The organism is Pseudomonas sp. SDO524_S393 (assembly GCF_054071875.1).
The window spans coordinates 16,623-27,335 of the sequence record NZ_JBSVVZ010000079.1; the positions used below are offsets into that span (position 1 = coordinate 16,623).

Sequence of the window (10,713 nt, forward strand, 5' to 3'; positions counted from 1 at the left end):
GGGGCCATCTTAATTACAATCAACGCCCACCGCAGCTATCAGCAAAAGAGAGAGAGGCTATCGTGACCCTTCGCACCTATCAGAACCACACGCCAACCCTGGGCGCCGGGGCTTTTGTCGATGTTTCGGCGGTGGTGATCGGCGATGTCGAAATCGGCGCGGACAGCTCCGTGTGGCCGCTGACCGTGATTCGCGGCGACATGCACCGCATCCGCATCGGCGCCCGCACCAGCGTGCAGGACGCCAGCGTGCTGCACATCACCCACGCCGGGCCCTTCAACCCGAACGGCTTCCCGCTGCTGATCGGCGACGACGTGACTGTCGCCCACAAAGTCATGCTGCACGGTTGCAGTATCGGCAACCGGGTGTTGATCGGCATGGGCAGCATCGTGATGGACGGCGCCGTGGTGGAAGACGACGTGATCATCGGCGCCGGCAGCCTGGTGCCGCCGGGCAAAAAACTCGAGAGCGGTTTTTTGTATGTCGGCAGCCCGGTTAAACAGATCCGCGAACTGACGGACAAGGAACGCGCCTTTTTCACCTACAGCGCCGCGAACTACGTGAAGCTCAAAGACCTGCACCTGGCTGAAGGATTCGCTCAATGACCCTGCCGTACCAAACCGTGCTGTTCGACCTCGACGGCACCCTTACCGACCCGCGCGAGGGCATCACCCGTTCGATCCAGTACGCACTGGGCAAACTCGGTATCGAAGAGCCGGACCTGGCCAGACTCGAACACTTCATCGGCCCGCCCTTGCTGCAAGCGTTCATGCAGTTCTATGGCTTCGACGAAGCCCGCGCCTGGCAAGCGGTGAATTTCTACCGCGAGCGTTTCAAGGTCACCGGGCTGTACGAAAACCGCGTGTTCGATGGCGTGATGCCGTTGCTCGAAGACCTCAACCGCCAGGGCCGCCAGCTGTATGTCGCCACCTCCAAGCCGTGGGAATTTGCCCGTGAGATTGCCCGGCATTTCGACTTCGCCAAGCACTTCAAGGTGATCTACGGCAGCGAACTGGACGGCACGCGCACCAACAAAGTCGAGCTGATCGCCCACTTGATGCGCGAAGAAGGCCTGGACCCCAGCACTACCCTGATGATTGGGGACCGCAAACACGACCTGATCGGCGCCCGCAGCAACGGGCTGGATTCGGCGGCGGTCGGGTATGGGTTTGGCAGTTTCGAAGAGCTGAGTGCCGAGGCGCCGACCTGGCATTTCGAGACGTTGGATGAGATGCATCGGGCGTTTTTGCAGCGGCCTTGAGATTGCTGTCGCAGGCAAGCCAGCTCCCACAGATGACCCCATTTCAAATGTAGAACTCGGTCAAATGTGGGAGCTGGCCTGCGATGGGGCCCTAAAGACCATCCCCCTCCAACTGCTTCAAGGCCGCCTTGCGCTGCTCCGACGGCAGCCCGCCCATCTTCTCCACCGCCGCAAAAAACCTCACCCAATCCCCACCTTCCCGCTCAAACAACGCCGCAAACGCCGGTACCCACTGGTCATAGAGCCCGAACGGCAACAACCGCGCATTGTTCAGCGGCTGATTGATCCACCCGTCATAACGTTTATCCCCTGACCACTGGCTGTCACGCATCTGCCGGTAATCACGGCGCAAGCGCTCGAACTCTGCGGCTTTGGCCTGGCGCATCGCATCGGCGGCCAACGGCTGGGCGTACAGCGCTTCCAGGCGCTTGCGGGTGTCGAGTACCAGCCGGATGAACTGGTCGCGCTGCTTCAATGCCGCATCACTGATTGGCGCCAGACCCCGCGCCGCACGCCATTGGCGGGTACCTTCCTGCTCGACAAAGTTCGCGTAGGACTCGTTGAACTCGGTGTCGTCCTTCACATAAAAACGCTGGTGGGCCAGCTCGTGAAAGATCAACGTGGCCAGGCGCTCGTCGCCCCAGCTCATCATCGAACTCATGATTGGGTCATTGAACCAACCCAGGGTGGAATAGGCCTCGACCCCGCCAATCGCCACATCCAGACCTTGCTGTTTCAACAGCGCCGCTTCGCCACGGGCGGCACCCTGGTTGTAGTAGCCGCGATAGGCCACGCAACCGGCGATGGGGAAGCAATGGGTTTCAGGCGATAAGGAAAACTCCTGCGTGGCAAACACATTCCACACCACATAGGGGCGGCCAATATCCGCGTACAACCTGTAACTCTGGTTGTCGGGCAGGTGCAGGTGTTCGCTGGCAAACGTGCGGGCTTTCTGGGCTTGCATCAGATGATCACGCAGCTGTTGCGGGCGGGAAGGGTCGGCGATCACTTGGGAAACCGGCTCGCGGGCACGCAACAAGTGCCATTGGCCGCTCGCCAACTGGCTGTAATAACTTACGCTGGAACAACCGCTGAGCAACGCGGCCAGCACTGCGGGAAGAAAACGCCAGACCATGCCCCGACCGCTCCTGGGTAATTTGCTCGCCAGACTATCGCGCCTGCCCGGAATTTTTCCATGGCATGGCGTGTTTATACTGATAGGGAGTCTGCTGCCATCGGCGACAGGCTCGATTCTTTCCTTCCGTTGAGTGCCTGCCATGCGTCAGCTCTTGCTTCCCGCCGCCACTTTGCTTCTCAGCGCTTGCGTATCGACCCCCTTGCCGCCCGTCGATCCGCAACAGGCCTGGGTCGATTTCGCCACCCCAACGCCAGGCGCCAAACTGGTGATGGCCCAGCGCCTGGACGGCAAGAACCTCAACGACGGGCGCTTCTTCCAGGTGCCGCCTGGCAGCCATGAACTGATGGTGCGTTTCGATTTCGAGATCAATACCGGTACCGGAATCGGCGGGCTGGACCAGACGCGCGATCGCACTTGCTTCATGACGTTGCAGTACGACCATTTCCAGGCGGGCCAGCGCTACGTGTTGGAAGGGCGTTCGCTGGCGTTCACGCCGAATATCCGGCTGTACGACTCAGCACGCAAGTTGCTGGCGGAAGAGCGCAGCGTGAACTGCCTCTGATCAGTCGTTGTTCTTTTGGTAAATGATGGCCTTGGTGCCGTTCTCACAGCTGCCGACGACCATGGCGGCGTCATGTTTGTCGGCTTCTTCCTTGGTCACGACCTCCAGGGTGTAGGACGGCACCGCGTTAGCCTGAATTTTGATCTCGATCTCTTTCCTGAGTTCTTCACAATCCTTTGGCGCGGCCACAACCGATGTGGCCAACGCACCGCAAATGATCGCCAAGGCAAAACGTTTCATAGGTGAAGCTCCCTGAAGGCACTGCGCACGGGTGTGCGCCTAGGCTGCATAGCCTATAGGACCACATCGAGGAAACACGAGTTCTGATTTAACACCCACCAAATGCGGGAGCGGGCTTGCTCGCGAATACGATGTGCCAGTCAATAAATCTGTGACTGTTACACCGCATTCGCGAGCAAGCCCGCTCCCACAGGGATCTGTTGCGTTAGCTTACGAGCGTGGCATCCAGGCTGATTTTTGCATTCAACACCTTGGACACCGGGCAACCTTCCTTGGCTTTCTTGCTCAACTCATCGAACTGCGCCTGGCTGGCCCCGGGGATTTTGGCCTTGAGAACCAGGTGCACTGCGGTAATCGCGAAACCGCCGTCCACTTGATCCAACGTTACTTCGGCCTGGGTGTCGATGCTGTCGGCCTTGAGGCCGGCATCGCCGAGGATCATGGAAAATGCCATGGAAAAACAGCCGGCGTGGGCCGCGCCGATCAGTTCCTCGGGGTTGGTGCCCTTGCCACCCTCGAAACGCGCCTTGAAGCCGTAGGGCGCTTCGCGCAGTACGCCGGTCTCTGTCGAGATGGAACCCAGGCCAGTCTTCAGGTCACCTTCCCAATGCGCGGATGCTTTTTTAACGATGCTCATAGCGGTCTCCTCGAACGGTGGTTTTGCGTCAGTAAGGGTTCTGAGGATAGACGCCACGTCAAAGTTCATCTTGTCGGAGAAACCTAGTAAATCAGTAGGAAATTTCCATACTTGCTCTTGAATCTCGGGTATATGCCCTCATTGCATGCTCATGCACATAAAGCGGCAGGTTTGGGTTCGCCCAAAAAGCCTGCACACCTGATGGAGAAGCCGGCTTATGAAATCGCTGTCCGACGTAAAGTTCTCGACCCTCGACCTGGTGCCCGTGCGCGCCAACGGCAGTCCGGCGCAGTCGCTGCGCAACTCCCTGGACCTGGCCCAGCATGTGGAAAAGTTTGGCTACACCCGCTTCTGGGTGGCTGAACACCACAATATGGACGGCATCGCCAGCTCGGCCACGTCGGTGTTGCTGGGTTACCTGGCCGGCGGGACGTCGACGATTCGCGTCGGTTCCGGCGGCGTGATGCTGCCCAACCACGCACCGCTGGTGATCGCTGAACAGTTCGGCACCCTGGAAAGTCTCTACCCTGGCCGTATCGACCTGGGCCTGGGGCGTGCGCCCGGCTCCGACCAGATGACCGCCCGCGCCCTGCGCCGTGAGCGCTCCGGCAGCGCCGACGACTTCCCGGAAGACGTAGCGGAGCTAGCCGCCTACCTCGGCCCACGCACGCCCGACCAGCGGGTGATCGCCGTGCCCGGCACCGGCACCAACGTACCGATCTGGCTGCTGGGTTCCAGCCTGTTCAGTGCCCAACTGGCCGGTGAGCGCGGTTTGCCCTACGCCTTCGCCTCACATTTCGCACCGCGCCTGATGCATGAAGCGATTCGCGTGTACCGCAATCACTTCAAGCCTTCAGCCGTGCTGGACAAACCCTACGTGATGCTTGGCATTCCACTGGTGGCCGCCGATACCGACGAACAGGCCGATTACCTGGCCACCTCGGTGTACCAGCGCATCCTCGCGTTGATGCGCGGACAAAGCCTGGTGCAGCGCCCGCCAGTGAAAACCATGGACGGCTTGTGGCTGCCCCATGAAAAAGACGCTGTCGGCAGCTTCCTCGGCCTGGCCATGGTGGGCAGTCCGGCGAAGATCCGCGCCAAACTGGAAGTGCTGATCGAGCAAACCGGCGCCGACGAACTGATCTTTACCTGCGACCTGTACGAGCATGCCGATCGGATTCATTCCTACGAGCTGCTGGCGCAGTTGATGAAGGGCTAAACCTTCAGGCGAAAAAAAACCGACGCATCGCGTCGGTTTTTTATGTCTGCAACACGGAATTAACCGCGCTTGTAGGCAATTTCCTTGGTGCCGGCTTCACAGCTACCGACCACTGTATAACCTTCAGCCGCAGCGCCTTTATCCACCACTTCCAGCGAATAACCCGAAGCGCCTTTGGCGTCGATTTTCGCCGCAATCTCGCTTTTCAGCTCTTCACAAGGCTTGCCCGCCGCCAGGGCCGTGCCCGCAATGCTCAACAAACCTACCGCTAACAGGAACTTCTTCATCCGTTACTTTCCTTGGGCTGATCGAAAAGAGCGTGCCGACGCGGGTCGCGTCGGCACCCTAAGGTTGTAGCGCAGGTTATGGCAATCGGCCAGTCGGCAAGTTCAACCGAACGGATCAACTACTGGCGATTCGGAATCCCACCTTCAGCGTGACCTGGAAGTGCGCGGCCTTGCCGTCCTTGATGTGACCACGGGTTTCGGTCACTTCGAACCACTCCAGGTGCTTGATGCTCTTGTTGGCTTCCGCCAGCGCATTGTTGATGGCGTCTTCGATGCTGGAAGTGGACGAGCCCACCAGTTCGACTTTCTTGTAGGTGTGATGATCGCTCATGGCATTTCTCCTAAGGGTCGTTTACGAAGCGTAGCAGTCAATGTTCGTAGTGCTTCTGGCGACCGTTCCTACCCGAAAGTTCAGATTAACTGCACTTTCTGAATGGCCCGCAGTCGGTATCTACACATGCCACTCAATCACTTCAGGAGAGTCCACATGGCCAACACTTCTTTACGCAAAGCGTCGCTGGAAAGCATGGAAGCCGAGATTTCGAGCCTGCTCAAATCCCTTGAGAGCCTCAAGGACGATGCGTCCGATGAGTCGCGCAAAACGCTGAAGGCCCTGAAAAGCAATGCCGAGAATGCCCTCAAGCATTCCCGCCACCTGATCAGCGATGCCTACGAAGAAAGCAAAGTCAAAATTCGTGAGACCGGTGTTGCGACCCGGGACTATGCCCAGGAGCATCCATGGACCACAGCCGGTGTCGCTGTCGGTGCACTGGGCCTGTTGGCCGCGTACCTGCTGTGCAAACGCGGCGATTAAACCGGTTCGCGCAGTAGCTCAGCCTTGAGCCACTGCGCCAGTTGCCTGGCGCGCCCGTCCGCGGCGCGCTTGGGCAGCCACAACGCCAGGTGCGCCGGGGTTTCGCTGAAGCCCCATGGCGCCACCAGTCGACCCGCGCGCAGGTCCTCAGCCACCAATGGCTGTGGCGCAATCGCGATACCCAATCCGGCAACCGCCGCCTCCAGCAAATAATACAAATGCTCGAACCCCTGGCCGTGTTTCAGTGCGCCGGGCTCGATTCCGTGTTGCTGCGCCCAACTCGGCCAGGCCTGCGGGCGCGAGGTGGTGTGCAACAGCGCTTCGCCACACAAGGCCTGCGCAGGCGCCTGGCGCAAACGCTCGTAGCCGGCAAAGCGCGGGCTCATCACCGGGCCGATACGTTCGCTGGCCAACGCGTACACCTGCATATCCGCCGGCCAGGGCGGCTCGGCGAACACCAGCAGCGCATCGAGGCCCGGGCGCCTAGGGTCCAGATCGCCGTCACCCGCCGACAGGTGCAGGCGCAGGTCCGGCAAATCCGCATTCAAACGGCCCAGGCGCGGGATCAACCAGCGCGCCAGCAGGCTGCCCGAACAGCCCAGCACAAACGGCGCATCGGCGCTGGCCTGGGTCAACTCGGCACACACCGCCCTCAGCCGCTCAAAGGCCTCGGCGCTGGCATCACGCAAACGCACCCCCGAATCTGTGAGTTTAAGGCCACGCCCATCCTTGACGAACAAGCTGATGCCCAGGTGCTCTTCCAGCACTTTCAACTGGCGGCTGACCGCACCATGGGTCACATGCAGGTGCTCAGCGGCTTGGCTGACGCTGTTAAGACGTGCAGCAGCTTCAAACGCACGCAACGCATTCAGAGGGGGAAGGTCTCGGCTCATCTGTGAGTTTTCCTGACAGGTTGCGGCGATCTTATCGGTTTTCAGCGTAGAACGTCAGCGGTAGAGTGACCCTCATTGTTGCTCACACCCACTCTCTCCTGGAGCGTTCCATGACTCAGTCCCAGACCGATCTGCGCAACGGCCCTGACGCCAACGGCCTGTTTGGCGCGTTTGGCGGCCGTTACGTCGCTGAAACCCTGATGCCGTTGATCCTCGACCTGGCCCGCGAATACGAAGCGGCCAAGGAAGATCCTGCGTTCAAGGAAGAATTGGCTTACTTCCAGCGCGACTACGTCGGCCGTCCGAGCCCGCTGTACTTTGCCGAACGCCTGACCGAGTTCTGCGGCGGCGCCAAGATCTACCTCAAGCGCGAAGAGCTGAACCACACCGGCGCGCACAAGATCAACAACTGCATCGGCCAGATCCTGCTGGCGCGGCGCATGGGCAAGAAACGCATCATCGCCGAGACGGGCGCCGGCATGCACGGCGTGGCCACCGCCACCGTGGCCGCGCGTTTTGGCCTGCAATGCGTGATCTACATGGGCACCACCGACATCGAGCGCCAACAGGCCAACGTGTTCCGCATGAAGTTGCTCGGCGCTGAAGTCATCCCGGTGGTCGCCGGTACCGGCACCCTGAAAGACGCCATGAACGAAGCCCTGCGCGACTGGGTGACCAACGTCGACAGCACGTTCTACCTGATCGGCACCGTGGCCGGCCCGCACCCGTACCCTGCGATGGTGCGCGACTTCCAGGCCGTGATCGGCAAGGAAACCCGCGACCAGTTGCACGCCCAGGAAGGCCGCCTGCCGGACAGCCTGGTGGCATGCATCGGCGGCGGCTCCAACGCCATGGGCCTGTTCCACCCGTTCCTGAATGACACCGGTGTGGAAATCATCGGCGTGGAAGCGGCCGGTCACGGTATCGAAACCGGCAAGCACGCCGCCAGCCTCAACGGCGGCGTCCCGGGCGTGCTGCACGGCAACCGCACCTTCCTGTTGCAGGACGACGACGGCCAGATCATCGACGCCCACTCGATCTCCGCCGGCCTGGACTACCCCGGCATCGGCCCGGAACACGCCTGGTTGCATGACATCGGCCGCGTTCAATACACCTCGATCACCGATGACGAAGCCCTCGACGCATTCCATAAGTGCTGCCGCCTGGAAGGCATCATCCCGGCGCTGGAAAGCTCCCACGCCCTGGCCGAAGTGTTCAAACGCGCGCCGAGCTTGCCGAAGGATCACCTGATGGTGGTCAACCTTTCAGGCCGCGGCGACAAGGACATGCAAACCGTCATGCACCATATGGAACAGTCCCAGCAGGAGAAACACTGATGAGCCGCCTGCAAACCCGTTTTGCGCAACTCAAGGAACAAAACCGCGCCGCCCTGGTGACCTTCATCACCGCCGGCGACCCCGGCTATGACACCTCGCTGGCGATCCTCAAGGGCTTGCCGGCAGCCGGCGCCGACGTGATCGAGCTGGGCATGCCCTTCACCGACCCGATGGCCGATGGCCCGGCCATTCAGTTGGCCAACATCCGAGCGTTGACGGCCCGGCAGAACCTGGCGAAAACCCTGCAGATGGTCCGCGAGTTCCGCCAGGACAACAGCGATACCCCCCTGGTGCTGATGGGTTACTTCAACCCGATCCACAAATACGGTGTGCCGCAGTTTATCGCTGACGCGAAAGCGGCCGGCGTGGACGGCCTGATCGTGGTCGATATGCCGCCCGAACATAACGGCGAGCTGTGCGACCCGGCCCAGGCTGCCGGCCTGGACTTCATCCGCCTGACCACACCGACCACCGACGACGTGCGCCTGCCTACCGTGCTCAACGGCAGCTCCGGCTTTGTGTATTACGTCTCCGTGGCCGGCGTGACCGGCGCGGGCTCGGCCACCCTGGAGCACGTTGAAGAGGCCGTGGCTCGCCTGCGTCGCCATACCGACCTGCCGATCAGCATCGGTTTCGGTATCCGCACGCCGGAGCAAGCAGCCGCTATCGCCCGTCTGGCTGACGGCGTAGTGGTGGGTTCGGCGTTGATCGACCACATCGCCACGGCGAAAAATGATCAGCAGGCGGTGGATGGCGTGTTGAGTCTGTGCGCGGCTCTGTCGGAAGGTGTGCGCAGCGCACGTAAGTAAATGGTGACGAGCGGGCTTGCCCGCGTTGGGGCGGCTTCGCCACCCGGCGCGGGACAAGCCCGCTCGCCACAAAAAGCTTGCTCGTCACAAATTACTCATTGAGCTCAATGCGTTCGACTTTGCCCACCAGCAACACGTAGGACAACGCCCCCAGCAACGCCAGCACCGCAATATAGGTAATCGCCGGTGCAAACGAATCACCGCTGGCCAGAAAGCCGATCACGATCGGCGTAGCGATCGCCGACAAGTTGCCGATGAAGTTGAACACTCCTCCGGTCAGCCCCAGCAACCGCGCGGGTGCCAGGGTCGATACCAGCGACCAGGTGATCGACGCCAGCCCATTGCCAAAGAACGCCACCGCCAGGAACGCGATCACCCACGCCGTCGAGTCCACATAGTTGGCGCCAATGATTGCCGTGGAGATCAGCAGCCCGCCAATGATCGGCAACTTGCGCGCAAACCCCACTGACGCGCCGCGTCGAATCAGCCAGTCGGAAAAGATCCCGGAACACAGCACGCCGACGAACGCCGCAAGGAACGGCAGCGATGCCAGCAGGCCGGACTTGATGAAGTCCATGCCGCGATATTTCACCAGGTAGGTCGGGAACCACGTCAGGAAAAACCACAGGGTGGAGTTCAGGCAGAACTGGCCCAGGTAGATGCCCCAGAGCTTGCGCTTGCTCAACACAATTCCCAGGTCGACCCAACTGAACGGCGCTTTGGCGGCTTTTTCCTGCATATCCACCAACCCGCCGCCTTCGCGGATCAGGTCGATTTCCGCACTGTTGGCGCCTTTGAAATCCTTCGGCTCACGGTACACCGCGTACCAGATGATCGCCCACAAGATGCCGACACCACCGGTGACGACAAACACCATGTGCCAACCAAACGCATGTTGCAGCCATGCCAGCACCGGCGTGAGAAACGCCAGCCCGACGAACTGCCCGGAGGTGTAAACGCCAATCGCCGTGGCGCGTTCGCGCTCGGGAAACCAAGTGGTGACCACACGGCTGTTGATCGGGTACGCCGGCGCTTCCAACGCACCGACCGCCATACGCAGTACGAACAGGGCGATAAAGCTGGCGGCAAAGCCGAGCATGACGGTCGCGATGGACCACAGCAGCAGGGCCGCCGTGTAGAGAATCCGTGGCGGCACCCGGTCCACCAGCCAGCCGCCGGGAATCTGCATGGCTGCGTAAGTCCAGCCGAACGCGGAAAAGATCAGCCCGACATGCACCGGGTCGATGCCCAGCTCACTGGTCAGCGCCGGGGCGGCAATCGACAGGTTGCTGCGGTCCAGGTAGTTGATCACCACGGTGATGAACAACAGCACCATGATGAAGTAGCGCTTTTTGGTAGGCGTGACTAAAGAAGCCCGCCCGGTGAAGGATTCAGGGTGCATGGGGGTTGCCTCTTCTTGTGTTTATTGAGGACTGGAAAAAACTGGCTGAAGAAACCGAATCAACATGTGGGAGCTGGCTTGCCTGCGATAGCGGTATATCAGTGCCAGATGTGC

Annotated in this window: 14 protein-coding genes; 7 read left to right on the plus strand and 7 right to left on the minus strand. The window is 60.8% G+C overall.

Annotated features, from left to right (window positions below; translation table 11 throughout):
- The first annotated feature begins 62 nt into the window (after positions 1-62).
- A complete protein-coding gene (locus ACW9IB_RS25575) occupies positions 63-605 on the plus strand; it encodes a gamma carbonic anhydrase family protein (protein ID WP_457415956.1) in 543 nt (180 codons plus the stop codon).
- Positions 602-1,261: an HAD family hydrolase gene (locus tag ACW9IB_RS25580; RefSeq protein ID WP_457415957.1), complete on the plus strand. Its 660-nt coding sequence runs from the start codon at positions 602-604 to the stop codon at positions 1,259-1,261. The genes ACW9IB_RS25575 and ACW9IB_RS25580 overlap by 4 nt, the downstream gene beginning before the upstream one ends.
- A 91-nt stretch (positions 1,262-1,352) precedes the next feature.
- Here ACW9IB_RS25580 and ACW9IB_RS25585 read toward each other — a convergent pair whose 3' ends face one another.
- The gene (locus ACW9IB_RS25585; RefSeq protein ID WP_457415958.1) at positions 1,353-2,396 is read right to left on the minus strand and encodes an aminopeptidase; all 1,044 of its coding nucleotides are present in this window, start codon (positions 2,394-2,396) and stop codon (positions 1,353-1,355) included.
- Between the two features lie 142 nt (positions 2,397-2,538).
- On the opposite strand from ACW9IB_RS25585, the gene ACW9IB_RS25590 reads away from it, so the two are divergent.
- A complete protein-coding gene (locus tag ACW9IB_RS25590) occupies positions 2,539-2,961 on the plus strand; it encodes a PA0061/PA0062 family lipoprotein (protein WP_457367405.1) in 423 nt (140 codons plus the stop codon).
- Here ACW9IB_RS25590 and ACW9IB_RS25595 read toward each other — a convergent pair whose 3' ends face one another.
- Both ACW9IB_RS25595 and ACW9IB_RS25600 read right to left on the minus strand, forming a co-directional pair.
- Positions 2,962-3,201, minus strand: coding sequence for a DUF1161 domain-containing protein (locus ACW9IB_RS25595; protein WP_457367406.1), 240 nt, complete (start codon positions 3,199-3,201; stop codon positions 2,962-2,964).
- A gap of 205 nt (positions 3,202-3,406) precedes the next feature.
- A complete protein-coding gene (locus ACW9IB_RS25600; RefSeq protein ID WP_027608131.1) occupies positions 3,407-3,838 on the minus strand; it encodes an OsmC family protein in 432 nt (143 codons plus the stop codon).
- Between the two features lie 217 nt (positions 3,839-4,055).
- Here ACW9IB_RS25600 and ACW9IB_RS25605 point away from each other — a divergent pair, with 217 nt between their 5' ends.
- Entirely contained in the window at positions 4,056-5,057 is a 1,002-nt protein-coding gene (locus ACW9IB_RS25605; protein WP_457367407.1) for an LLM class flavin-dependent oxidoreductase, read from the plus strand.
- A 59-nt stretch (positions 5,058-5,116) separates the two neighbouring features.
- Here ACW9IB_RS25605 and ACW9IB_RS25610 read toward each other — a convergent pair whose 3' ends face one another.
- Entirely contained in the window at positions 5,117-5,344 is a 228-nt protein-coding gene (locus tag ACW9IB_RS25610; RefSeq protein ID WP_034110552.1) for a DUF1161 domain-containing protein, read from the minus strand.
- A gap of 115 nt (positions 5,345-5,459) precedes the next feature.
- Entirely contained in the window at positions 5,460-5,675 is a 216-nt protein-coding gene (locus tag ACW9IB_RS25615; protein ID WP_007953919.1) for a dodecin, read from the minus strand.
- 156 nt (positions 5,676-5,831) lie between these two features.
- Between ACW9IB_RS25615 and ACW9IB_RS25620 the strand changes: the two genes are divergently transcribed.
- Positions 5,832-6,158, plus strand: a complete 327-nt coding sequence (locus ACW9IB_RS25620; RefSeq protein ID WP_003170746.1) for a DUF883 family protein — start codon at positions 5,832-5,834, stop codon at positions 6,156-6,158.
- Here ACW9IB_RS25620 and ACW9IB_RS25625 read toward each other — a convergent pair.
- Complete coding sequence (locus ACW9IB_RS25625) at positions 6,155-7,051, minus strand: LysR family transcriptional regulator (protein WP_457367408.1); 897 nt, start codon at positions 7,049-7,051, stop codon at positions 6,155-6,157. The two genes, ACW9IB_RS25620 and ACW9IB_RS25625, sit on opposite strands and share 4 nt — an antisense overlap.
- A 110-nt stretch (positions 7,052-7,161) precedes the next feature.
- Here ACW9IB_RS25625 and trpB point away from each other — a divergent pair, with 110 nt between their 5' ends.
- The gene (gene trpB / locus ACW9IB_RS25630) at positions 7,162-8,388 is read left to right on the plus strand and encodes a tryptophan synthase subunit beta (protein ID WP_457367409.1); all 1,227 of its coding nucleotides are present in this window, start codon (positions 7,162-7,164) and stop codon (positions 8,386-8,388) included.
- Complete coding sequence (gene trpA / locus ACW9IB_RS25635) at positions 8,388-9,197, plus strand: tryptophan synthase subunit alpha (protein ID WP_457367410.1); 810 nt, start codon at positions 8,388-8,390, stop codon at positions 9,195-9,197. The genes trpB and trpA overlap by 1 nt, the downstream gene beginning before the upstream one ends.
- A gap of 91 nt (positions 9,198-9,288) precedes the next feature.
- On the opposite strand, the gene ACW9IB_RS25640 is transcribed toward trpA, so the two are convergent.
- Positions 9,289-10,599 (minus strand): MFS transporter, encoded by a 1,311-nt coding sequence (locus tag ACW9IB_RS25640; RefSeq protein WP_457367411.1) that lies wholly within the window; start codon positions 10,597-10,599, stop codon positions 9,289-9,291.
- Between the last annotated feature and the right edge of the window lie 114 nt (positions 10,600-10,713).

Excerpts from the sequence above, each read along its gene's own strand:
- ACW9IB_RS25580 (WP_457415957.1), top strand. The coding sequence starts at position 602 with ATGACCCTGCCGTACCAAACCGTGCTGTTCGACCTCGACGGCACCCTT.
- ACW9IB_RS25585 (WP_457415958.1), bottom strand. The coding sequence starts at position 2,396 with ATGGTCTGGCGTTTTCTTCCCGCAGTGCTGGCCGCGTTGCTCAGCGGT.
- ACW9IB_RS25590 (WP_457367405.1), top strand. The coding sequence starts at position 2,539 with ATGCGTCAGCTCTTGCTTCCCGCCGCCACTTTGCTTCTCAGCGCTTGC.
- ACW9IB_RS25595 (WP_457367406.1), bottom strand. The coding sequence starts at position 3,201 with ATGAAACGTTTTGCCTTGGCGATCATTTGCGGTGCGTTGGCCACATCG.
- ACW9IB_RS25600 (WP_027608131.1), bottom strand. The coding sequence starts at position 3,838 with ATGAGCATCGTTAAAAAAGCATCCGCGCATTGGGAAGGTGACCTGAAG.
- ACW9IB_RS25605 (WP_457367407.1), top strand. The coding sequence starts at position 4,056 with ATGAAATCGCTGTCCGACGTAAAGTTCTCGACCCTCGACCTGGTGCCC.
- ACW9IB_RS25610 (WP_034110552.1), bottom strand. The coding sequence starts at position 5,344 with ATGAAGAAGTTCCTGTTAGCGGTAGGTTTGTTGAGCATTGCGGGCACG.
- ACW9IB_RS25615 (WP_007953919.1), bottom strand. The coding sequence starts at position 5,675 with ATGAGCGATCATCACACCTACAAGAAAGTCGAACTGGTGGGCTCGTCC.
- ACW9IB_RS25620 (WP_003170746.1), top strand. The coding sequence starts at position 5,832 with ATGGCCAACACTTCTTTACGCAAAGCGTCGCTGGAAAGCATGGAAGCC.
- ACW9IB_RS25625 (WP_457367408.1), bottom strand. The coding sequence starts at position 7,051 with ATGAGCCGAGACCTTCCCCCTCTGAATGCGTTGCGTGCGTTTGAAGCT.
- trpB (WP_457367409.1), top strand. The coding sequence starts at position 7,162 with ATGACTCAGTCCCAGACCGATCTGCGCAACGGCCCTGACGCCAACGGC.
- trpA (WP_457367410.1), top strand. The coding sequence starts at position 8,388 with ATGAGCCGCCTGCAAACCCGTTTTGCGCAACTCAAGGAACAAAACCGC.
- ACW9IB_RS25640 (WP_457367411.1), bottom strand. The coding sequence starts at position 10,599 with ATGCACCCTGAATCCTTCACCGGGCGGGCTTCTTTAGTCACGCCTACC.